General features: G+C 44.9%; 18 protein-coding genes. 17 read left to right on the top strand and 1 reads right to left on the bottom strand.

The features are described from left to right. Position 1: 1 nt before the first annotated feature. From ampE to ACRRS1_RS18325, 14 genes are all read left to right on the top strand, one after another. Positions 2-856, top strand: a complete 855-nt coding sequence (gene ampE / locus ACRRS1_RS18390; RefSeq protein ID WP_432468948.1) for a regulatory signaling modulator protein AmpE — start codon at positions 2-4, stop codon at positions 854-856. Positions 857-1378: 522 nt separating this feature from the next. After that, complete coding sequence (pdhR, locus tag ACRRS1_RS18385) at positions 1379-2143, top strand: pyruvate dehydrogenase complex transcriptional repressor PdhR (RefSeq protein ID WP_432468949.1); 765 nt, start codon at positions 1379-1381, stop codon at positions 2141-2143. A gap of 48 nt (positions 2144-2191) precedes the next feature. Beyond that, positions 2192-4849, top strand: coding sequence for a pyruvate dehydrogenase (acetyl-transferring), homodimeric type (gene aceE / locus ACRRS1_RS18380; protein WP_432468950.1), 2658 nt, complete (start codon positions 2192-2194; stop codon positions 4847-4849). Between the two features lie 12 nt (positions 4850-4861). Beyond that, positions 4862-6727 carry a pyruvate dehydrogenase complex dihydrolipoyllysine-residue acetyltransferase gene (gene aceF / locus ACRRS1_RS18375; protein WP_432468951.1) on the top strand — a complete coding sequence of 622 codons (1866 nt, stop codon included), beginning with the start codon at positions 4862-4864 and terminating at the stop codon, positions 6725-6727. 132 nt (positions 6728-6859) lie between these two features. Next, positions 6860-8290 (top strand): dihydrolipoyl dehydrogenase, encoded by a 1431-nt coding sequence (gene lpdA / locus ACRRS1_RS18370; RefSeq protein WP_432456066.1) that lies wholly within the window; start codon positions 6860-6862, stop codon positions 8288-8290. 75 nt (positions 8291-8365) lie between these two features. Continuing rightward, positions 8366-10585, top strand: a complete 2220-nt coding sequence (locus tag ACRRS1_RS18365; protein WP_432467207.1) for a patatin-like phospholipase family protein — start codon at positions 8366-8368, stop codon at positions 10583-10585. 232 nt (positions 10586-10817) lie between these two features. Next, entirely contained in the window at positions 10818-13415 is a 2598-nt protein-coding gene (gene acnB / locus ACRRS1_RS18360; RefSeq protein WP_432456068.1) for a bifunctional aconitate hydratase 2/2-methylisocitrate dehydratase, read from the top strand. Positions 13416-13654: 239 nt separating this feature from the next. Beyond that, complete coding sequence (locus tag ACRRS1_RS18355) at positions 13655-14473, top strand: winged helix-turn-helix domain-containing protein (RefSeq protein WP_432456069.1); 819 nt, start codon at positions 13655-13657, stop codon at positions 14471-14473. A gap of 10 nt (positions 14474-14483) precedes the next feature. Then, positions 14484-14831 carry a YacL family protein gene (locus ACRRS1_RS18350; protein ID WP_432456070.1) on the top strand — a complete coding sequence of 116 codons (348 nt, stop codon included), beginning with the start codon at positions 14484-14486 and terminating at the stop codon, positions 14829-14831. A 596-nt stretch (positions 14832-15427) separates the two neighbouring features. Then, on the top strand, positions 15428-15766 hold the full coding sequence (locus ACRRS1_RS18345; protein WP_016400812.1) for a P-II family nitrogen regulator: 339 nt from the start codon (positions 15428-15430) through the stop codon (positions 15764-15766). A gap of 48 nt (positions 15767-15814) precedes the next feature. Beyond that, positions 15815-17086 (top strand): ammonium transporter, encoded by a 1272-nt coding sequence (locus ACRRS1_RS18340; RefSeq protein ID WP_432456071.1) that lies wholly within the window; start codon positions 15815-15817, stop codon positions 17084-17086. Positions 17087-17224: 138 nt separating this feature from the next. Then, positions 17225-18253, top strand: coding sequence for an extracellular solute-binding protein (locus ACRRS1_RS18335; RefSeq protein WP_432456072.1), 1029 nt, complete (start codon positions 17225-17227; stop codon positions 18251-18253). 94 nt (positions 18254-18347) lie between these two features. Further along, a complete protein-coding gene (locus tag ACRRS1_RS18330; protein WP_432456073.1) occupies positions 18348-20024 on the top strand; it encodes an ABC transporter permease in 1677 nt (558 codons plus the stop codon). Positions 20025-20039: 15 nt separating this feature from the next. Continuing rightward, the gene (locus ACRRS1_RS18325; RefSeq protein ID WP_432456074.1) at positions 20040-21092 is read left to right on the top strand and encodes an ABC transporter ATP-binding protein; all 1053 of its coding nucleotides are present in this window, start codon (positions 20040-20042) and stop codon (positions 21090-21092) included. Between the two features lie 23 nt (positions 21093-21115). On the opposite strand, the gene argR is transcribed toward ACRRS1_RS18325, so the two are convergent. Then, the gene (gene argR, locus ACRRS1_RS18320) at positions 21116-21583 is read right to left on the bottom strand and encodes a transcriptional regulator ArgR (RefSeq protein WP_432456075.1); all 468 of its coding nucleotides are present in this window, start codon (positions 21581-21583) and stop codon (positions 21116-21118) included. A gap of 188 nt (positions 21584-21771) precedes the next feature. On the opposite strand from argR, the gene ACRRS1_RS18315 reads away from it, so the two are divergent. The 3 genes from ACRRS1_RS18315 (at position 21772) to ACRRS1_RS18305 (ending at position 24419) form a co-directional block, all read left to right on the top strand. Further along, positions 21772-22479 carry a transporter substrate-binding domain-containing protein gene (locus ACRRS1_RS18315; protein ID WP_432456076.1) on the top strand — a complete coding sequence of 236 codons (708 nt, stop codon included), beginning with the start codon at positions 21772-21774 and terminating at the stop codon, positions 22477-22479. Between the two features lie 179 nt (positions 22480-22658). Beyond that, complete coding sequence (gene mdh, locus ACRRS1_RS18310; RefSeq protein ID WP_432456077.1) at positions 22659-23591, top strand: malate dehydrogenase; 933 nt, start codon at positions 22659-22661, stop codon at positions 23589-23591. A 114-nt stretch (positions 23592-23705) separates the two neighbouring features. Further along, the gene (locus tag ACRRS1_RS18305; RefSeq protein ID WP_432456078.1) at positions 23706-24419 is read left to right on the top strand and encodes a tetratricopeptide repeat protein; all 714 of its coding nucleotides are present in this window, start codon (positions 23706-23708) and stop codon (positions 24417-24419) included. Positions 24420-24479 lie beyond the last annotated feature (60 nt).

Raw genomic sequence — 24479 nt, 5'->3', positions numbered from 1 at the left:
GATGTCATTAATATCACTATTATTAGCATTAAGTTTAGAGCGGGCCAGACGGATTGGTGCTAATTGGTGGTGGCAGCATGTCTTTCATTGGTGGTTGCAGCGCTTCGATAGTAAGACGGCATTTTGGCAAATTATGATGACGGTGATCTTCCCCACCGGATTGCTTGCGGGTTTGCAGTTTGGCTTAAGCGGTTGGTTATTTGGTATTCCTAGTTTGTTGTTGTGGATCTTTGTGCCGCTATTTACGCTAGGTTGTCCGCCTTTACAACAGGCTTACCGGGACTATTTACGTTTAGCTGCCGCTGGTAAGCAACAGGCTTGTCTCGAATTTAATCAATTATTGCTCAATCAAATGCATCCCATGCATCAAGTAGAGGAGAATCAGCCCTTGGCGGTCTCCACCGGAACGCAACTGATGTGGTTGAATTATCGTTATTATTTTGCAGTGATATTTTTCTATGTACTGGCGGGGCCCGCAGGCGCGGTATTTTATGGCTGTTGTCGTAGCTTATATTTGCATAAGAGCACTGAAGTTCAGGCTTTGTCTCCTGCGGTGAATGTGTTTATGCATTATATTGATTGGTTGCCAAGTCGCTTGGCGAGTCTGTGTTATTTAACGGTTGGTCATACTCATCCCGCGCTGCCGATTTGGTTGCGCTCATTAACCGATCGCCAACACAGCAATGGTTACTGGTTAAGCAAGGTGGCGGTTGCCGCTGAGCTCTCCAACAGCGATTTAGTGAGCGACATGTTATGCGTGACAACCACCAGTCGTTTTGTGAGTCTGGCTAAACATGGCATCTTATTGGCGATTGCTGTGATTGCCGCACTCACCATTGGTGGATGGTTGATTTAGGATTCTAGCCTGCAAGCCGTAGATTTTGTTTATCGATTGGGGGCGCAGATCAGCGCATTGATTTGCCTCAACGAAGCGCTCGTAGTCGATTGGCTTTTACTGCGAACAAGTCAAATTGAATTAAACTGATTAAGCAGCTGTGAAGTCGATGGCGTTCATCCCAATGGATACATTTCATCCGGTTATTTGCAGCACTCGCTGTGCTTAAATAAATCACAAATATACACGACCAGCGCTTGTTAAAGTTCTCTGAGGTTTTGATTGGCTGCTGGTGGTGCATAACGCGACGACATATTTATTTCACATTATCCCCCTATCTTTGGTTTTGTTGTTACATCATAGTGATCTATATCACAAAAAAAGGTCTGACCAAGTATATTTGTACGACAAATGCATTTACAATGAATTGGCTTTGTTGTGGGGCTATTTGATGTAGATCAATTTTTCTAGACAAGGTGTTTCCTATTTGTTAATTTGCTTCGGGTAAATTGGTAATACCAATCATTAACTAGATGGGAATAGATGAGCTACCAACGAATTAAGCCGCTAAAACTTGCTGAAGTGATTGCAAAGCAACTGGAGCGAATGATCTTAGAAGGTAGTTTACCACCAGGAGAACGCTTACCTGCGGAGCGAGAACTGGCGAAACAGTTTGACGTGTCTCGGCCATCTTTGCGTGAGGCGATTCAGCAGTTAGAAGCAAAAGGTTTAGTGGTTCGTAAACAAGGCGGCGGGACTTATGTACAACAGAAGTTGCGCGAAGCCTTAACCGACCCTTTGTTTGAGTTGTTGGCGAGTCATGATGAAAGCCAACTTGATTTACTAGAGTTTCGTCACGCCGTCGAAGGCATTTCAGCTTACTACGCTGCGTTACGCGGCACTGAAGCCGATTTGGAAAAAATCCAAGTTTGCCATGAGAAAATTGAACTTGCCCAACAAGATGGAAATACGACCAATGAAGCAAAAGCAGTCTTAAGTTTTTATGAAGCGATTACCGAAGCTTCACATAACTTAGTGTTGTTTCATTTAATTAGAGGTTTAAGCCCACTGTTGGAAAAAAACATCATGGACAATTTTCAGGTTTTGTATCGGCGTCCAAATGTTGCGGAGAAAATCCGTTACCACCGCGGCTTGATGCTACAAGCTATACTCGATAGCAAACCTGATGATGCCCGTGAAGCCTCACATAAACATTTGGCGTTTATTGAAGAAACGCTATTGGAAATCGAGCGAGAAGAGAGCCGAGTTGAGCGCTCTAATCGTCGTTTAAAACAATTGAAAGTTTAGCCCAAGCTTCGGTTTGGATAATCATAAATTACTGATAAGGAAACAGCCATGTCAGAGGTACTGAAGCATGATATCGACTCAGTCGAAACTGCTGAGTGGATAGATGCCATAGAATCTGTGATCAAAGAAGAAGGCGTAGAGCGTGCCCAGTTTTTGTTAGAGCAGGTTATCGCTAACGCTAAGATTGATGGTTTATCTGCCGCTGGCGGGGCCATTACCACGGATTACATCAACACTATTGCGGTTGGTGAACAGCCTGAATACCCTGGTGACAGCGTGATTGAACGTCGGATTCGTTCTATCATTCGTTGGAATGCGATTATGATCGTATTGCGTGCTTCTAAAAAAGACTTAGACCTTGGTGGCCATATGGCTTCTTATCAGTCTTCAGCGGCCTTTTATGAAGTTTGTTTTAACCACTTCTTCCGTGCGCGTAATGAGCAAGACGGTGGTGATTTAGTTTATTATCAAGGGCATATTTCTCCAGGGATTTACGCTCGAGCCTTTGTTGAGGGGCGTTTAACTGCCGAACAGCTTGATAACTTCCGCCAGGAAGTGGGTGGTAATGGCCTGAGCTCTTATCCGCATCCCAAGTTAATGCCAGAGTTTTGGCAGTTCCCAACAGTATCGATGGGTCTGGGTCCTATTTCTGCGATTTATCAAGCTCGTTTCTTAAAATATCTGACAGGACGTGGTCTTAAAGATTGTACCCAACAACGGGTATACGCCTTCTTGGGTGATGGCGAGATGGATGAGCCAGAATCACGAGGCGCGATTTCTTTTGCTGCACGCGAGAAGTTAGACAACTTATGTTTCTTGATTAACTGTAACTTGCAGCGCCTTGATGGTCCGGTTATGGGGAACGGTAAAATCATTCAAGAGCTTGAAGGCCTATTCAGAGGTGCTGGCTGGAATGTGATTAAGGTTGTTTGGGGGAGCGAATGGGATAGCCTACTGGCTAAAGATAGCTCCGGTAAATTATTGCAATTGATGAACGAAACCATTGATGGCGATTACCAAACCTTTAAGGCTAAATATGGTGCCTATGTGCGTGAGCACTTCTTTGGCAAGTACAGCGAAACCGCTGAGCTAGTTAAAGACATGTCTGACGATGAGATTTTTGCCCTGCGTCGTGGCGGACATGATCCAGTTAAACTTTACGCCGCCTTTGATAAAGCACGTAAAACTTCAGGTGTTCCAACGGTTATTTTAGCTAAAACCGTGAAAGGTTATGGCATGGGTGAAGCTGCACAAGGTAAGAATATTGCGCACGGCGTGAAGAAAATGGATATGAACTATGTTCAGCAATTCCGTGATCGTCTCGGTGTTGATGTGAGCAATGATGATTTACCTAGCTTGCCTTACATTGAGTTACAGCCCGGCACTCCAGAGCACGATTATCTGCATGCTCGCCGTAGCGAATTGAAAGGTTACACGCCAACTCGTTTAACTAAGTTTAGTCAAGCTTTAGATATTCCAGAGTTGAGTGAGTTTGATGCCTTATTAGGTGAACAAAAACGCGAAATTTCAACTACGATGGCTTACGTTCGAGCCTTGAATGTGATGTTGAAAAACAAAGGTATTGGCAAAAATATTGTACCAATTATTGCCGATGAAGCGCGTACTTTTGGGATGGAAGGTTTGTTCCGCCAAGTGGGTATCTATAATCCAGGTGGTCAGGTTTATACCCCGCAAGATAGAGAGCAGGTGTCTTACTATAAAGAAGATACCAGCGGTCAGGTCTTGCAAGAAGGGATTAACGAACTGGGGGCGATGAGTTCTTGGGTTGCAGCTGCAACGTCATACAGCACTAACGATGTACCCATGATCCCGTTCTACATTTACTACTCTATGTTTGGTTTCCAACGTGTCGGTGATATGTGTTGGATGGCCGGTGACCAACAAGCACGTGGTTTCTTATTGGGTGCCACGGCAGGTAGAACCACCTTGAACGGTGAGGGCTTGCAACATGAAGATGGTCACAGCTTAATTTTAGCGAATACCATTCCAAACTGTCTTTCTTACGACCCAAGTTTTGCTTTTGAAGTGGCGGTTGTATTACAAGACGGTTTACGTCGGATGTATGGTGAGCAAGAGAATGTTTATTACTACTTGACCTTAATGAATGAGAATTACCATCAACCTGCGATGCCAGAAGGTGCAGAAGAAGGTATTCGTAAAGGTATCTACAAGTTTGAAAGTAATCAGGGTAGTAAAGCCAGTGTTCAATTACTGGGTTCAGGTACCATCATGCAGCAAGTATTAAAAGCGGCTAAGGTATTAAGCGAAGAATACGATATTGCGTCTGATGTATTTAGTGTGACTTCGTTCAACGAGTTAACTCGTGAAGGGCAAGCGATTGAGCGTTCCAATATGCTGCACCCTGAAGCTGCTGAGCAAGTTCCATTTATCACCGAAACTTTAAGTGATTTGCCAACAATTGCGGCTACCGATTACATGAAGCAATACGCTGAGCAAGTTCGAGCCTATGTGCCGGGTAGCTATAAAGTTTTGGGAACTGACGGTTTTGGCCGCAGTGATAGCCGTGAAAACTTGCGTCGTCACTTTGAAGTGAATGCCGATTATATTGTGGTTGCCTCGCTAGCTGAACTAGCCAAAGCAGGTACTGTTGATAAGAAGTTAGTTGTTGAAGCAATTGAAAAATATGGCATCGATGCTGACAAAGTTAACCCTCTCTACGCGTAAGGGCGAAGTGATATGAGTATTGAAATTTTTGTACCTGATATTGGTGCCGATGAAGTCGAAGTGACCGAAGTTCTTGTCCAAGTAGGCGACAGTGTAGAGTTAGAGCAATCGCTTATTTCGGTTGAAGGCGACAAAGCTGCGATGGAAGTTCCGGCATCGCAGGCTGGTGTGGTGAAAGAAATTAAAGTTGCGGTGGGTGACAGTGTTGCCACCAACAGCTTGATTATGATTTTTGAAGCGGCAGGTAGTACCGCTGCGGAGGTCTCAACTGAGGCGGCTGCTCCAGTTGCAGCCGAGCCTGCTGCCAGTGCGGTTGAGCCTGTTCATGTTCCCGATATCGGCGATGATGAAGTAGAAATTACTGAAATCGCAGTGAAAGTGGGTGATGTGGTTGAAGCGGAACAGACCCTGATTTCTGTTGAAGGTGATAAAGCGGCGATGGAAGTTCCTGCGCCTATCGCCGGAACCGTGAAGTCGATTAGTGTTGCAGTTGGCGATAAGGTGACCACCGGTTCGTTGATTATGGAATTTGAAGTGGCGGGTAGTGCACCTGCGGCTAGCGCTCCTGTTGCAGCTTCTGCGCCAGCAGCCCCTGCCGCGAAACAAGAACAACAAGTCGTTATTCCAGATATTGGTGATGATGAAGTTGAAGTGACTGAAGTTGCGGTCGCGGTCGGTGACAGCATTGAACTGGAGCAAACTTTAATTTCGGTTGAAGGCGACAAAGCGGCGATGGAAGTTCCGGCACCGTTTGCTGGCGTTGTGACTGCACTTAAGGTTGCTGTTGGCGATAAAGTGAAAACGGGTTCGTTGATCATGCTGTTTGAAGTAGAAGCGGCCGCTGCTGAGGCTCCAGCTCCAACAGTCGCCCCAGCAGCAGCGCCTGCGGCGAAACCAAGCCCAGCACCAGTGGCGGCTTCAGCATCGGCGCAGGCCAGCGAATTTGTCGAAAATAACGCTTACTTCCATGCCTCTCCGGTGATCCGCCGTTTAGCCCGTGAGTTTGGCGTTGATCTCGCTAAGATTAAAGGCTCGGGCCGTAAAGGCCGCATCGTTAAAGAAGACGTACAAGCTTATGTTAAGCAAGCCGTTAAACTATTAGAGTCGGGCGCCAAGGCTGGCGGCGGTTCTGGTATGGACGTCATGGCGTGGCCAAGTGTAGATTATTCGAAGTTTGGTGAAGTGGAAGAAGTGCCACTTTCCCGAATTCAGAAAATATCGGGCCCTGCACTGCACCGTAACTGGGTTAAAATTCCACACGTTACTCAGTTTGATGAAGCTGATATCAGCGAAATGGAAGCTTTCCGTAAAGAGCAAAATGTGATTGCTGAGAAGCAACAAATGGGGTTCAAAATTACCCCGTTGGTGTTCATGTTAAAAGCTGCTGCGAAAACTTTGGAAAGCTTACCCAAGTTTAATTCGGCTTTATCGGATGATGGCAATAGCCTAATTATGAAGAAGTACATTCATATTGGTATTGCGGTAGATACGCCAAACGGTTTAGTCGTACCGGTGGTCCGTGATGTCAATAAGAAAGGTATTTATCAACTCTCTGAAGAGCTGGTTGAGATTTCTAAGAAGGCACGAGCGGGTAAGTTGACGGCTTCAGATATGCAAGGCGGCTGTTTTACTATTTCTAGCCTAGGCGGAATTGGCGGAACGCAATTTACACCTATTGTGAATGCGCCAGAAGTGGCAATATTAGGGGTATCGCGTAGCGAGATGAAGCCAAAGTGGAATGGCAAAGACTTTGTGCCTAAGTTGATGTTGCCATTGGCATTATCTTACGACCACCGAGTGATTGATGGCGCTGATGGTGCTCGTTTCATCTCTACGCTGAGTGGTTTATTGGGCGATATTCGCCGATTAGTACTTTAGTCAGTTGGGCTGGGTGTTTTGCATCCAGCTCTTCTTTTTTATCGTGATTAACCGTAAACTCAGTTGAGCTGTATGTACGAATACAAATACCCTACAGCGGCTTAACAACATAACAATACCAAGAGGTCATCGATGAGTAAGGAAATTAAGACCCAGGTGGTAGTACTAGGAGCAGGCCCTGCAGGTTACTCTGCCGCCTTCCGTGCTGCTGATTTAGGTTTGGAAACTGTAATTGTAGAACGTTACGCAACCCTTGGCGGAGTCTGTTTAAACGTAGGCTGTATTCCATCAAAAGCATTATTGCATGTTGCTAAAGTGATTGAAGAAGCAAAATCGCTGGCCGAACATGGCATCGTTTTTGGTGAGCCTCAGACTGACATTAATAAAATCCGTACCTGGAAAGAGAAAGTGATTAGCCAGTTGACGACTGGCCTTTCTGGTATGGCTAAAATGCGTAAGGTTCAAGTTGTACAAGGATTGGGTAAATTTACTGGCGCAAACTCTTTAGAAGTTGAAGGTGAAGAGGGTGTCACTACCATTAACTTTGACAATGCGATTATTGCCGCAGGCTCGCGTCCTGTGAAGTTGCCATTTATCCCGCATAACGATCCGCGCGTATGGGACTCAACTGATGCTTTAGAGCTGAAAGAAGTTCCGGGTAAGTTGCTAGTGCTAGGTGGTGGTATTATTGGTCTAGAAATGGGCACAGTATATGGAGCCTTAGGCAGTGCAATTGATGTTGTAGAATTTGCTGACCAACTAGTTCCAGCTGCCGATAAAGATGTAGTGCGGGCATACACCAAGAAGGTGAAAAGCAAGTTCAACATTATGCTAGAAACGAAAGTGATAGCCGTCGAATCGAAGACCGATGGTCTATATGTGACTTACGAAGGTAAGCAAGCGCCACATGAGCCGGTGCGTTACGACGCTGTATTAGTTGCAGTAGGTCGGGTTCCAAATGGTCTTGGCTTAGATGCGGAAAAAGCCGGTATCGAAGTGACGGAGCGGGGCTTTATCGAAGTGGATAAACAGTTGCGTACTAACGTACCACATATTCATGCGATTGGTGACATTGTGGGTCAACCGATGTTGGCGCATAAAGGGGTGCACGAAGGCCACGTGGCTGCGGAAGTGATTTCTGGTAAGAAACATTTCTTCGATCCTAAAGTTATTCCTTCGATTGCTTACACCGAGCCAGAGATGGCATGGGTTGGTTTAACCGAGAAAGAAGCCAAGGCGCAAGGTATTAACTACGAAGCCTCGGTGTTCCCATGGGCCGCTTCTGGTCGTGCGATTGCTTCTGATTGTCCCGATGGGATGACCAAAATGATTTTTGATAAAGAATCAGGTCGAGTGATTGGTGGTGCCGTTGTGGGGACTAACGGTGGTGAATTACTCGGTGAAATTGGTTTAGCAATCGAAATGGGTTGTGATGCCGAAGATATTGCCTTGACCATTCATGCTCACCCAACTTTACATGAGTCGGTTGGCTTGGCTGCTGAAGTATTTGAGGGAAGTATTACCGACTTACCAAATGCTAAAGCCAAGAAAAAGAAAAAATAGACCGAAAACCTCTAAATATATAGTTTAATAAAGGCAGCCTCGGCTGCCTTTATTGTTTTTATTTTCAAGGAATGAATGATGCGGACGCTATGCAATAGCTTGGTTTTTCTGGTTTTGGTGAGTGTCTCGTCCAGCCTTATGGCTCGACCCAAAATCGGTTTAGCCTTAAGTGGAGGAGGTGCAAAAGGTGCCGCTCATCTTGGTGTGATTCAGTTACTTGAAGAATATCATGTGCCCATCGACTATGTCGCAGGCACCAGTATGGGGGCGTATTTTGGAGCGATGCTAGCAATGGGCTACAGCGCTCAAGAAATTGAGCAGCGCACTTTTGCGCTGAATTGGGCACGTGGTTTTGTGGATGATGTGACGCGCAGTGAACTGTCGTTACGCAGCAAGAAACAGCAAGATAATTATCAGATCCCACTTCCGATAGGATTGAATAAGCAAGGTTTGCAGATGCCTAAGGGGGCAGTGCAGGGGCAAACCATGGCTGAATTATTAAGAGATGCAAGTGGTAATTTGGAGGCGCTGAGCAGTTTCGATCAATTAGCGATTCCCTATCGCGCGGTTGCTACCGATATGGCGACGATGCAGCCTTATATCTTAGGTCGCGGCGATTTGGCGGTGGCAATGCAGGCTAGTATGTCGGTACCAGGGGCGCTTCGTCCTGTAGAGCTGGATGGTAAGTTATTATCTGATGGTGGGGTTGTAAATAACCTGCCAGTCGATGTGCTGCAGCAGATGGGCGCAGATATTATTATCGCGGTAGACATTGGTGACCACCTTAAACCACAAAGTGAATTGTCTACCGCGATGGCGATGGTCGACCAGCTATCGACCTTCTTGACTCGTTCCGGCACCGAGCGGCAAATAGCATTGCTTGGTCCTGATGATCTGTTAATCAGTCCGGACATGAGTGGCATCGATACCGCTGACTTTGGCTTGATGCCGCTAGCGGTCGAACGCGGTAAGCAGACCGCGCGTGATCACATCGAACAATTAGCTAAACGTTTAAACTTATCTGCACCAGCTAAAGATTATGCTAAGTATCAACAACAGGTGGCTCAGCGACGGGCACAATTGAAGCTGCATGAGCGCTTCCTCGTCAGTCGGGTTGAGTTAAATAATCATTCAGCTTTAAGTGACCAAGTGATATTAACCCGTTTGCAGCTGCAAACCGGGGAGTTGTTATCGAAGGCCGAATTGGAACAGCGGATCCGGCAACTATATGCTTTGGGTACCTTTGAACGGGTTGATTACCGGATCAGTAGCGACCATGGCGATAATGTCATCTACCTCGACACCCAAGAAAAAAGTTGGGGACCTGGCTATTTCGATATGAAGTTTGCTTTACAAGAGAACTTTGTCGATCGAACCGAGGTTAATTTGGGCTTGGGGTTTAGCTTAAGCAACTTAAATGATTTAGGGGCCGAATGGCGAAGCGAAATCGAGATGGGCGAGATAAAACGAGTCTTTACTGAGTTTTACACGCCAATGAGTGATAATTTGCGTTATTCTTGGGCTCTTTCAGCTGAATATGAAAAACGCAGTCGCCGACTATATGACGAGATAGAAGGTAGTGAGTATCTTGATGCAGACTTTAGCGACACCAATTTAGCTAGCGAGCTGGCGTGGAATCGAAGACCTTGGCAGGAATGGGTGATGGGGGTCGCGGTTACACGAGGGGAGGTTAAAGCTGCAAGTGTGAATGCAGCGGCCAATTATTGGTTGTACGGGCCTTACTTCAGCTTTAGTTTCGATACCTTAAATAGTTGGGCCTTTCCTACGGACGGTAAATTATTTGAGGCCAGCTTGTATATTGATCACGAAAATATTGATGACTACTCCAGTGCTTTTGCGCCTAGCTTTGAGGCGCGCTGGAAATTGCCCTTTGGTCAAGATCAACATCATTTTAATTGGTTTGGTGAATACGGTAGTACCGGTAGTGACTTTATTATTCCAACTGACGCCCAAGATTTAGGCGGCTTCTTACGTTTATCGGGTTTTCAATATGAACGCTTATCTGGACGTTATAAGGCCTTGAGTGGTTTGATGTACTTTTATCAGTTGCACGATTATCAATCCCCGATATTGCAGGCACCGATGTTTGTTGGTGGTTCTTTGGAAAATGGTGGTGTTTGGAACGAGTCCGCAGATATCTCTCTGGGGAGTTCAATTTGGGCCGGTAGTGTTTTTGTCGCCTTAGATACCAGCTTATTGGGCCCTGTGGTCTTGTCCTATGGGCATAATCGGCAACAGCAATCCTTATATATATTTATTGGCAATGACTTCTAAAAATCCACTAAATGTGAACAAATTGTAACTTTTAGCTCTGTGGCTAAAGTATAATATTAATCTTAATCTATTGTTATATAAGAGTTAAATGATTTTACTGGCGTTTTAGCTATGAGCGTTATATTTTAATTTATGGTTAAAAAGGCTATAATGTTAGCCTGTTCGCCAGCCATATCTATGGCATATGAATACGGATATCCCTTAGGGGCATTATTACAATAAGGAGTGAGTCGTGCTAAAAAGCTACCGTAAACACGTCGAAGAGCGTGCTATTGAAGGTATAGTACCTAACCCCCTCAATGCTGAACAAACTGCCGGATTGGTCGAGTTATTAAAAGCTCCCCCTGCTGGCGAAGAAGCATTCTTACTAGATTTATTAGCCAATAGAATTCCACCAGGTGTTGATGAAGCCGCTTACGTTAAAGCAGGCTTTCTTGCTGCTGTAGCTGCCGGGGAAGTTAGCTCACCTATTGTTTCTCCGAGTTACGCTACCGAGTTATTAGGCACTATGCAAGGTGGCTATAATATCCAACCTTTAATTAGTTTGCTCGAGAACAAGCAACTCGCTCCGATTGCGACTAAAGCATTATCACATACCTTATTAATGTTTGATGCCTTTCATGATGTGGAAGAAAAAGCCAAAGCGGGGAATTCTTTTGCCCAGCAGGTGATGCAAAGTTGGGCCGATGCCGATTGGTTCCTGAGTCGTCCTCAAGTCGCCGAAAAGTCTACGTTAACGGTATTTAAAGTGACTGGCGAAACCAATACCGATGACTTATCTCCAGCCCCCGATGCGTGGTCGCGCCCTGATATTCCCTTACATGCGCTGGCGATGCTGAAAAATGCTCGTGATGGTATTGAGCCCGATGATGCAGGTAATATCGGTCCGATGAAACAAATTGAAGCACTTAAACAGAAGGGCCATCCTTTAGTTTATGTGGGTGATGTTGTGGGAACCGGATCTTCACGTAAATCGGCAACTAACTCAGTATTGTGGTTAATGGGGGATGATATTCCTTATGTTCCTAATAAACGAGCGGGTGGTTTTTGTTTAGGTGGAAAAATTGCACCAATCTTCTTTAACACCATGGAAGATGCTGGAGCCTTACCCATTGAGCTTGATGTTGAAGCGCTGAATATGGGGGATGTGATCGACATTTACCCATTCACTGGAGAAGTAAAAAAAGCTGGAACCGATCAGCTGATTACGACTTTTGAACTGAAAACCGACATATTACTCGATGAAGTTCGCGCTGGTGGTCGGATCCCACTGATTATTGGTCGTGGCCTAACGGATCGTGCGCGTATAGCAATGGGTTTGGCGCCTTCAGAGGTATTTAAGCGTCCGCAAGATGTTGTCGCTTCTAGCAAAGGTTTCACCTTAGCGCAGAAAATGGTCGGTAAAGCCTGTGGTGTTGACGGTATTCGTCCCGGTCAATATTGTGAACCTAAAATGACGACTGTTGGGTCACAGGATACCACTGGGCCAATGACCCGCGATGAGTTAAAAGATTTGGCTTGTTTGGGCTTCTCTGCAGACCTCACTATGCAGTCTTTTTGTCATACTGCTGCCTATCCAAAACCAGTTGATGTGACCACTCACCATACTCTTCCCGATTTCATTATGAATCGTGGTGGCGTGTCGTTACGCCCAGGGGATGGGGTGATCCACTCTTGGCTAAATCGGATGCTGTTGCCTGATACCGTGGGAACTGGTGGGGATTCGCATACTCGTTTTCCTATTGGTATCTCATTCCCTGCGGGTTCTGGTTTAGTTGCGTTTGCGGCCGCGACTGGCGTGATGCCCTTAGATATGCCTGAATCTATTTTGGTTCGTTTTAAGGGAGAAATGAAACCGGGGATCACTTTACGAGACTTGGTACACTCGATCCCTTATGCGGCAATTAAGTCTGGTTTGTTAACGGTTGAGAAGCAAGGTAAGAAAAATGCTTTCTCGGGTCGTATTTTAGAGATTGAAGGTTTAGAGAACTTAAAAGTTGAACAAGCCTTTGAGCTATCTGACGCTTCAGCAGAGCGCAGTGCTGCGGGCTGTACCATTAAATTGGCGAAAGAGCCGATTATAGAGTACTTAAACTCGAACATTGTGATGCTGAAATGGATGATATCCGAGGGTTATGGTGATCGTCGGACCATTGAGCGACGTGTGACTGCGATGCAAGAGTGGATCGCTAATCCAGAGTTGATGGAAGCAGATAAAGACGCTGAATATGCTGAAGTGATTGAAATCGATTTAGCCGACATCTCTGAGCCAGTACTGTGTGCGCCTAATGATCCGGATGATGCGCGTTTGTTATCAGACGTTGCAGGGCAAAAAATCGATGAAGTTTTCCTCGGTTCGTGTATGACTAACATTGGTCATTTCCGTGCCGCAGGTAAGTTGCTCGATAAGCATAAAGGTGCGCTGCCAACTCGGATGTGGGTTGCGCCACCGACAAGGATGGATCAAAAACAGCTTACTGAGGAAGGTTACTATGGTATTTATGGTCGTGTAGGCGCACGTACCGAAATACCGGGTTGTTCTTTGTGTATGGGGAATCAGGCTCGTGTTGCCGATAATTCTACGGTAGTTTCAACCTCTACTCGTAACTTTCCAAATCGTCTTGGCACCGGGGCCAATGTATACTTGGCATCGGCCGAGTTGGCTGCGGTTGCAGCTATTTTAGGGAAGTTGCCTACACCAGAAGAGTATTTAACTTACGCGAAGCAGATCGATGCAACGGCTGCTGACACTTATCGTTATTTAAACTTTGATCAAATAGGGGACTACACCAAGGTGGCGGATGAGGTGATTATTCAAACCGCAGTGTAAATTAAATGCCGTTGTTCACTAAAACGCAGCTTAAGGCTGCGTTTTTTTTCTTAATTTATAAAAAAATCATTAGATTTACTGTCGAAATAGTATATTTTTGTAAAACATTTAATGATAAATCATAAAATTTTCATAATAAACGATATTATACACTACCGATGTTGGATAACTTTAGCATTTACTGGTATAAAGGGTGAGCTAGACTTGACTAGCTCATTTGCTTGCTTTTGGGAAACAATATGTCCTTTAATGATGTTGTTATAGTCGGTCCTTTGACCGTAGATATGAGTCAAAATAGTATTGCGTTTAAGGATAAAAGTGCCTACTTGGGACCATTAAGAACCCACCTGTTGGGATATTTGTGTAAACACGTGAATCAAGTTGTAGGAAGAGATGACTTGTCTGACGCCGTATGGGGGCGCAGCGTTTCCGACCATACGATTAATCAGCACATATCCCAGTTACGTAAGGTGATTACCACTTTAAATAATACTGATTTAACTATCGCAACGATTCCAAAGAAGGGCTACATTGCGCGTTGTGAAACGCTTGCTAAACAAGCCAGCAGTAAACCTGAGTTGGTGGTGACTCAGCCGAAGGCTTTATTGCTTAGTGATCTGAAAACTTGCCAATTGGTTCGAACGATGAAAAGTGAAGGCGAGCTGAAAGGCCTCGATACGTTTTCCGACATTGCTCGCTTACCAGAACATTTAATGGTTAATGAATACCAAGTCATTATTGTTGATATGGATCTACCGCAAGGTGCTGGGCCTCAGTTGATTAAAACTACCCGTACTGGCCAAAGCTTGCTTAGTTCTGATATTGCAATATTAGCTGTATCCTCTGAAGCTAATAATCAACTACTTGGATTTAATGTATTAATGGACGTACAAGGCTTAGTATTAAAGCCATTCAATGGTGCGTTACTTGAAAAACAGATTAAATCAGCTATGTTGACTCGTTTTAAACTGAAGCCAAATGCTGCTTATGAGTTAGTGCCTACTTTGCTTCATAGTCGTGTCGAGGTAAGCTTACAGACACCCTGTATATGTAATTAGATTAAAACTTATGGAATTGACAATACGTCGTTCTTTAGACGGCGTTTTTTTTATTGATTGTGGAGACGAACAACGCTGCTTTTCGATGTGGTTGGAGCGTGAGCTTAATCATGATCAGCATTTTGTTCAGCATTTGCTTGAACAGCTTGAATCATTAAAGGCCTTAGATGAACTGCGTATCGATAGTGCTGAGTTTCGGTTTGTAGCAAACCTTGATGAAGTCGTGATTTCGATATCGACCGATGGCATCAGCGAGTCATCGCAAGCTTTCGAGCATGAATTGAACCTTGATACCGCGCAGAGTGCCTGTGGATATGAAGATTTCATTGCCTTGTTACAGGCCATCATTCGCTATTAAAGGGCGTTATCTGGCAACTATCTTATGACTGGTATGCCAGAAGATGGTTTGCCTAATGAGGTGTTTGAGGGCTTGTCTTAAGGTTCAGAGCCCTCAACTAACTATATCTGCGATTTAACATCAATAAAGCTAATTTTTATTGTGATAGTTTTTCAACTTGGGTGCTTGAGTCGTTCAAGCCACCCCCCCGTTTGCTTTCTGGTGCTAAATTGTTCCTGCGACGGTTCAGTTTTCTCCTGGGTTTATGCTAGAAGCTGTCACCTTTCTTCTATTTGAGATCTTTGTATAGATCCTCATCTAGGACCCTTTCCTATTGATTGACTTAGCGACTTCATTCGAGCTTGTTATTTGGCTCATATTTCCATCAACGGCAGCCAAGTGCACTTAATTAGTGCTTGTCAATGGATACCTGCGACAGTGTGACCCAACTTGGGTCAAGCAGAAAAATAATAGCACCTAATTGGTGCGAACGACTATTTCATTCGAATACAATATATTGTTAACTTATTGAATTTAATGCTTAAAATCGTATTGGCATGGCGTTTGTTAGTACTTATATGAGAAACGTTAATCGATGACTCTTTGGAGGAGCTCAAATGAAACTAATAAGCGCGATAATCAAGCCATTCAAATTGGATGACGTGCGAGAAGCCATTGCTGAAGTAGGTGTTGATGGTTTGACTGTATCAGAGGTGAAAGGCTTTGGTCGTCAGAAAGGTCATACCGAATTATACCGCGGTGCAGAGTACCAAGTAGATTTTCTACCCAAAGTTAAACTGGAAATCGCAACCAGCTCTGAAAATGTCGATCGCATTATCGAGGCAATTTCTAGCGCGGCTTACACCGGCAAGATCGGTGACGGTAAGATTTTTGTTTACGACTTAAGCAATGTGGTACGGATTCGTACTGGCGAAATGGATGCAGAGGCTATTTAAGTACAACTTAACTAGCTATTTAATAAGGATTACGGGGAAGTAATAATTATGGAAAACGAAATTTATCAACTGCAATATGCGATGGACACCTTTTACTTTTTGGTGTGTGGCGCGCTGGTGATGTGGATGGCTGCTGGTTTCTCAATGTTAGAAGCTGGCTTGGTTCGAGCTAAAAACACCACTGAAATTTTAACCAAAAATATCGCGCTTTACGCAATCGCTTGTATCATGTATTTGATTTGTGGTTACTCAATCATGTATGGCGGCGGTATATTCCTCTCTGGTATAGAAGCCTTCGATTTGGCGGGTGTTTTGTCAGCTAAGCAAGAAGCAGGCTTTGACGGTGGTAGTGTCTATTCAGCGGCTTCAGATTTCTTCTTCCAAGTGGTATTTGTGGCAACCGCAATGTCAATCGTATCGGGCGCTGTAGCTGAGCGTATGAAGCTTTGGGCATTCTTAGCATTTGCCGCTGTTCTTACTGGTTTCATCTATCCGCTAGAAGGTAGCTGGACTTGGGGCGGTGCTGATGTATTTGGTTTATACAACTTAGGCGACCTTGGTTTCTCTGACTTCGCAGGTTCTGGTATTGTTCACCTAGCGGGCGCAGCTGCGGCACTTTCTGGCGTTTTATTACTGGGTGCTCGTAAGGGGAAATACAGCAAAAACGGTGCGGTTAACCCAATTCCTGGTTCTAACATGCCATTGGCGACAGTTGGTACCTTCATTTTATGGATGGGTTGGTTTGGTTTCAACGGTGGTTCGGTGTTGAAATTAGCCGATGCTGCCAACGCTCACTCAGTTGCAATGGTATTCTTGAACACCAATGCTGCTGCGGCCGCTGGTGCTATCTCTGCGCTCATCGTCTGCAAATTGACTTGGGGCAAAGCTGACCTAACTATGTTATTAAATGGTGCCTTGGCTGGTCTTGTCGCGATTACTGCTGAGCCTTCTACGCCAACAGCGCTTGAAGCAAGTATTTTTGGTGCGGTTGCTGGTGTATTGGTTGTTGCTTCAATTGTGTTCTTTGATAAAGTTAAGATTGATGATCCAGTCGGAGCTATCTCGGTTCATGGTGTGGTTGGTCTATTTGGTTTGATGATTGTTCCATTGACTAATGATGGTACAAGCTTTACGGGTCAAATAGCGGGTGCATTAACCATCTTTGTTTGGGTATTCGCAGCGAGCTTCATCGTATGGAGTATCTTGAAAGCGGTCATGGGGATCCGAGTTTCTGAAGAAGAAGAGATGAGCGGTATGGATATGCATGACTGTGGTATCGATGCTTATCCTGAGTTTGTTACGGTTAAGTCTTCTAGCTAAATTCTAAATGCTATCATTAAGGCTCGCATCTGCGAGCCTTTTTTGTTTTTTGCAGATGGTGGATTTAACGAACCCATGTTAACATTAAGTTAAATGCAAATCGTTTTTATTTAATATCTGTATGACAAGGATGGTGTTGTGAAATATTCAGTGTTTTTAATTATAACGATGTTGACTAGTCTGCTGGCTCAGCCCTCATTTGCAGCGCAGGAAGTCAATCTCTACTCTTACCGTCAACCTAGTTTATTGCTACCTTTAACTGACGCTTTTACCCAGCAAACGGGAATTAAAGTGAACGTGGTGCATGCTGAAAAAGGCTTAGTCGAGAAAATTAAAGCCGCTGGGGCGAACAATCCAGCTGACTTGGTTCTTACTGTCGATATCGGTCGTTTAGAAGAAATTCGCGCGGCGGGTTTATTTGCCGCGGTTGACTCTCCCATCCTAAATTCGGTTGTTCCTGCCAATCTACGTCAGCCAGACAATCTTTGGTTTGCGCTTACTACCCGGGCTCGGGTGGTTTATGCCGACAAAGATCGCGTCGCTCCAGGTGAACTCCAGTCCTTGAATGATTTAGCCGATCCAAAGTGGAAGGGGCGGATCTGTACTCGCTCAGGTAAACATGTTTATAACATTGGTCTGATCGCCTCAGTGATTGCTGAAGATGGCGAGGCTGTTGCGGAAAGTTGGTTACGTGGCTTAAAGGCCAATTTAGCGCGTAAACCTCAGGGGAATGACCGTGCTCAGGCCAAAGCGATTTTTGAAGGTCAATGTGATCTGGCTATTGCAAACCTTTATTATATGGGAAAAATGTACTACAACACTAAGAGTCCTGAGCAGCAAGAATGGGCCGAACAGGTGCGAGTTGTATATCTGGATCAACAAGTGGGTGGGCGCGGTCAGCACATCAATATTTCGGGGGCGGGTTTACTGAAAACCGCTAAACACAAACAAAATGCAATTAAGTTGCTGGAATTTTTGGTGGGCGAACAAGCGCAAACCTTATACGCAACTGCTAATTTTGAAGAGCCGGTTCGTCAAGGGATCCAAACTGACGAGTATATTGAGAGTTTTGGTCAGTTTAAAATTGACCAAGTTTCTTTACAAGCCGTGGCTGAGCAGCGTGCTGCAGCTGCTCGTCTCGTGGATCGAGTGGGTTTCGACCTGTAAGGCATGTTTAAGCCTTAGCTCCTTGTTAGTGAATCAAAGCTGGCCCTTGGTCAGCTTTTGCGATTCAATCCGCCGTCATCGTATTTAGGAAACTATGAACATCGTTACCAAGTTTACGCAGAGGCGTTTTTTGGCAAAATGGGTGCTGACCGATCCTTGGGTTTGGTGTGGTTTGGTTATCGCATTGTTGGCACTGATGCCTATTGCTACTTTGTTCACTTTAGCCTGGGCAAGCAATCAGCAGATCTGGCAGCATCTATTGGATACGGTATTTTGGGTTTATTTAAAAAACACCTTAATACTGTGCCTGGGCGTTGCACTATTCACTAGTGTCATTGGAACTGGTGCAGCATGGTTAGTCACGCGCTTTGATTTCCCTTTAAAGTCGTTACTGGTGTGGGCTTTATTACTGCCGCTAGCTGTGCCCAGTTATATCTTAGCCTTTGTGATTACCGATCAGCTTGAGTACGCAGGCTTTGTTCAAAAAAGCTTAAGACTGCTGTTTGGCTGGCAGACAGCGCGCGAGTATTGGTTTCCTGAGATCCGCTCTATTGAAGGGGCAATTACAGTACTAAGTTTAGTGCTTTATCCCTATGTCTATTTATTGGCTCGGGCGGCTTTTGTTGAGCAAGCAGCGCAGTTGTATGAGATGAGTCGTTGTTTGGGTAAAAGCCAGACGCAAAGTTTTTTTAGAGTCGCTTTGCCCTTAGCCAGACCCGCGATTATTGTCGGGGTTACCTTAGCATTGATGGAAACTATTAATGAATTTGGCACGGTGGAGTTTTTTGCGGTGCCAACATTGACCGCAGGGATTTTCGATGTCTGGCTTAACATGAGTAGTTTGTCTGCTGCAGCGCAACTGGCTTTAATGTTAGTTAGTTTTTCGATTATTTTACTTGCTTTAGAGCGTTATAGCCGGCATGCGGGCAAGTTTTATAAATTGACTGGCCAATCCACTGCCATGTTTGCTGAGCCGCTAACTGGCAGTAAAGCCTATCTCGCCACCTTTCTGTGTGTATTGCCAATCGGTCTCGGTTTTATATTACCAGTAACGGTGCTGATTCATTATGCTTTGGGTAATCTTGACGCTGGCCTGGAACAATATTTAAGTAATGCTTGGAATAGCTTTTCTTTAGCAGCCATGGCAGCGTTGTTTACAACGGCTTTAGGTTTGCTGCTGGCTTACGGTGTTCGCCTATCGAAAAGCCATAAGATGCGCAGTTTAGCTGAACTAGCGACTCTAGGTTATGCCATTCCGGGGGCGGTATTAGCGGTAGGGATCCTCTATCCTTTGGGTTTACTAGACAACGCCATCGATGGTTTGATGATCGCCTGGCTGGAACATCCGGTTGGATTAATATTTACTGGCAGCAGTGCTGCATTGGTATTGGCTTACGCCTTGCGTTTTATCGCCTTAAGTTATCGAACGCTAGATGCCAGTTTGACTAAAATCACCCCTGAGATGGATGATGCTTCGCGGGTATTAGGCAGTCGTTCGGGAAGAACCTTATGGCGTATTCACTTCCCTTTGCTCAGACCAAGCTTACTGACGGCGATGTTGTTGGTTTTTGTCGATAGCATGAAGGAACTGCCCATCACTCTTATTCTAAGACCATTCAATTTTAATACTTTGTCCACCCAAGTGTGGGACTTAGCCTCATTAGAACAGTTAGAACAGAGTGCTTTGGCGGCACTCACCATTTTGCTGGCTGGTATTATTCCGGTGATCATCATGAGTCGCAATATTGGTTTATCAGAGCCTCGTCGATAAGGAAGTTTAGCCTCCATGAGTATAGAGTTACGCCAAGTTAATCATTACTACGGTAAGCAGCAAGCACTAAAAGATGTTAGTTTAACGGTGGATAGCCACCAAATTGTTGCCTTACTTGGGCCATCAGGTTGTGGAAAAACCACCTTACTAAGATTGATTGCAGGTTTAGAACGTTTGCAAAGCGGTGAGCTTTATTTGCAACAAAAATTAGTGGCAGCGCCCGCTAAAGGGATTCATCTGCCTCCTGAGCAACGTGCGATAGGCATGATGTTCCAAGACTACGCGCTCTTTCCGCACATGACTGTTCGCGCTAATATTGAATATGGTTTCGCTACTCGTCAAGACCTACCGCAACGACGTCAATGGGTTCAAGATAGCTTAGCAAACATGGGCATGAACGGTTTGCTGGAGCGCTTCCCACACACTTTATCCGGAGGTCAGCAGCAACGTGTCGCCTTACTTCGGGCGCTTGCTCCTGAGCCAAGTACGCTGCTACTTGACGAACCATTCTCGGCCTTAGATGAGCATTTACGTCAACAGGTGCGAGAAGAAACCCTCGATATTTTAAAGAAGAGTGATACGCCGGCGTTAATGGTCACCCATGATCCTTTCGAGGCAATGTTTATTGCCGATCGAATTGTCGTGATGGAGCAGGGTAAAATCATTCAAGATGACACGCCACAACAACTCTACAATCAGCCAAAGAATGCTTTTGTTGCCGCTTTATTTGGCCCGAGTAATCGATTTTCCTCCAAGGTGCGGCAAGGAAAAGTGGTGACGGCTCTGGGCTCATTTGCGGCAGAGCAATTTGCCGACGAGCAAGCAGTTGAAGTGATCGTGCGGGCCAAAGATGTCATGGTTCATCAACTCGAAAATAGTGAGATGATTGAAGCAACTATCATTTCAGTTCATCCCATGGGTAACGAAACCCATTTTAGGCTGCGATTAGCCGCGCTACCAGAGCAGGTTTTACATGCTCGCATGCGCGATCATTGGCAGGCTGAACCTGGGGTTAAAGTTTGGTTATCGGTGGAACATTTAGCGGCTTTTGTCTTCCCCAAAGCTTAGTTTGGGGAAGGGGCCATTAGGTGCTAACTGATTTCGAATAGTTCTTTGACTGATTGAAATACGTCAGCAATGTCAATTTGACGGGTAGGGGTGATAAAAATGGTATCGTCTCCGGCAATGGTGCCAAGGATCCCTTCGGCCTTACCTAAAGAATCCAATAGGCGAGCAATTAATTGTGCAGCCCCTGGGCTGGTATGAATGACAATTAGTGCATCGTTGAAGTCCATTTCTAAAACCAAGATTTTAAGTTGGCTAGAAACGGTCGGGACCCCCAATTCGGCAGGTAAACAGTAAACCATTTCCATCTTGGCATTGCGGGTGCGAACCGCCCCAAATTTGCTCAACATTCGTGAGACTTTAGATTGGTTAATGTTTTCAAAACCTTGCTCCTGCAAGGCGGTAACGATTTCAGCTTGCGAACCAAATCGTTCTTCTTTTAACAGTGATTTAAAGGCTTTTATTAACTGTTCTTGTTTATCGCTATATTTCATCGGTGATCCGAGCTTATAAATCCGCAGTTATTGTCGCCAACTTTAACTCTTATATCAACTTTATTCCCCTTTTGTGCATATAAATGCATAGTTTGGCACACTATTCGGTAGTGAAGTTCTCGCTATGAGTTGTTCGAGTGAGCAAAGCTGCATTATCATAGTTGTAAAGACATGATGAGTAATCACTTATGCGCTGCAAATTTTTGTTATTTCTATCCTTAATATTGATACATTTTGCTCAGGCAGAGGAGCTACCATTACGGGTTGTCACCGAAGCTTCATATCCGCCTTTTGAGTCGTTTGACCAAAATAAGCAGCTGGTGGGTTTTGATATCGATCTCGCGAAGGCCCTCTGTATGCAGATGAAAAGAGAGTGTCAGTTTTATCACCAACCCTTCGATAGTCTATTGGGCAGTGTGGCGGTCGGGCACTATGATTTTGCGATTTCAGCCTTGGATATTACTGAGCCTCGCCAGCGTTTAGTGAATTTTAGCCACGCTTATTTTGACAATATCGCAGTCTATATTACCAAAGCTGAGTATAAGCTCACATCTCAGTCGGTGGTTGCAGTACAGAATGGTTCCAGTTTCCAGCGTTTCTTGCGTCGCCAACGTAAAGCCATATTCTCTATTTCTTACCCTAGTTATCAATTGGCTTTGCAGGATTTGCTGCAAGATCGTATTGATGCTGTGCTGCTGGATTCTGCTGCGGCGCATTATTGGTTAGTAAAACACCCACAATATGTGCTCCAAACTGATAGAACTTATCCAGCAAGTGGTTTAGGTATTGCTGTGTCGAAACAAGATCAGCGTTTACTCCAGAAAATTAACGATGCATTGAAAGTGTTAAAAAGTAATGGCGAGTATCAGGCTATCTACCAAGCTTATTTTAAGTAGCAAATACAGTTAGACCAAGGTCTAAAACGAGTTGTTAAAGTGTGATTGAGTCGGTCTTTTAGTGTTTTATAGTTGCTTTAAAAATGTTGCTAAATTGTATTTCTTTATAGATTCCGCTATCTTGTGTGTGTCTTTAAAGATTACCCCTCTACCACAATAAAAAAGCATGGAGAAGTTGGATGAAAGTAGCCGTATTAGGTGCCGCTGGCGGAATAGGTCAAGCCCTTTCATTACTATTAAAAACTCAATTACCTGCGGGTTCTGAACTTTCACTTTATGATATCGCTCCTGTTACTCCTGGGGTTGCGGTTGATTTGAGCCATATCCCGACTCAAGTCGCAATACAAGGATTTGCAGGAGAAGACCCGACACCTGCCTTGGAAGGTGCTGACATTGTATTAATTTCAGCGGGTGTGGCGCGTAAACCTGGAATGGATCGCTCTGATTTATTTAACATTAATGCAGGTATTGTTAAAAATTTAATTGAAAAAGTTGCCGCGACTTGCCCAAGCGCGTGTATTGGTATTATCACCAACCCTGTCAATACGACTGTGCCTATTGCCGCGGAAGTACTAAAAAAGGCGGGTGTTTACAATAAGAGTAAACTTTTTGGGGTGACAACCCTCGATGTGATCCGCTCAGAAACTTTTATTGCGGAAGCCAGAGGCCTCAACCCTGCAGATATAAAACTTAATGTGATTGGTGGTCACAGCGGGGTGACAATTTTACCTTTGCTATCGCAACTAGACGGTATTGAATTTAGCGATGATGAAATCGCTGCCATGACCACGCGAATTCAAAATGCGGGCACCGAAGTCGTGGAAGCCAAAGCTGGTGGTGGCAGTGCTACGCTTTCGATGGGGCAGGCCGCAGCACGTTTTTGTCTCTCTTTAGTGAAAGCTGCGCAAGGTGAAGACGTGATTGAATGTGCCTATGTTGATGGCGGCAGTGAGCACGCTCAGTTCTTTGCTCAACCAGTTCGCTTAGGTCCGCAAGGCGTGGTTGAAATTTTACCTTATGGTGAAATTAGCAGCTTTGAAAAATCAGCTATCGATGGCATGTTAGATACCTTACATGGTGATATCGATAAAGGAATTGAATTTGTGAGTTAATCTTAGCGAATTCAGGTCAAGGAGTGCTTGCACTCCTTTTTTGTATTTGAAAAGTCGCTTTAGTTTTGTTTCAAAGTGCCGATAGCCTAGAGGTGAACGGTATAGGAACGGCAAATGAACAAGTATCTTCCCCCATTGTTACTGTTGGCGAGCTTAACGACTCCGGTTTTGGCTGAACCTATCGAGCCCTTGTCGGTGGATGCTGAATCCGAGCAAACTGCTGCACCAACTCAAATAGTTGATTCCACAGAGTACACTAGCCCTTCTGATATTGACGCGGTTCAGCTTTATAAACAAGGGGAGCTGATTTCTTGGATTAATAAAAATCAGCATCTGGCTCGCGTTAAAGCCGATGATTGTCAGTTGGTCGAAGATATTGAGGCTCGCGCCGAAAAAGTTGCAATTCCTGCCTATCAATTTTTATGGGGGGATATGCTGGCTTGGGGGGTCTGCGTGGAAGCAAACCCTGAACTCGGTATCATGTATATGTGGCGAGCCGCCAATCAAGGTTTAGCGGCAGCGATGGAACAACTGGGTCGTTATTATGCGACAGGAACGTTGGTGCAACAAGACGTGACCAAGGCTATTCCCTTGCTACGTGAAGCGGCTGGTCAGGGTTTTTTACCTGCTCAGTTGCGCTTGGTTTCCTTGTACGTTGAGGGCGAGGGCAGTCCTTATGATTACGAAGATGCCTATCGTTGGTTACATCATTCGATTATTGCAGACAAAAAGACTCACCTTCAGGCCAGTCAATTATTGGCGTCTTTGGCCCAAAAAATGCCTGATTATGTGGTCGAAAAAGCTAAAGCAAGCAACCAACCCTACTAAAGCCTTACTTAAAGCATTACCATAGGGCTATTCTATAAGGAATATCCCTTTATTTGCTCA

The organism is Agarivorans sp. Z349TD_8, from assembly GCF_050870825.2.
In the GTDB taxonomy this organism is placed as follows: domain Bacteria; phylum Pseudomonadota; class Gammaproteobacteria; order Enterobacterales; family Celerinatantimonadaceae; genus Agarivorans.
The sequence above is the reverse complement of the archived record's forward strand: the minus strand, read 5'-3'. Positions and strand labels throughout refer to the sequence as shown.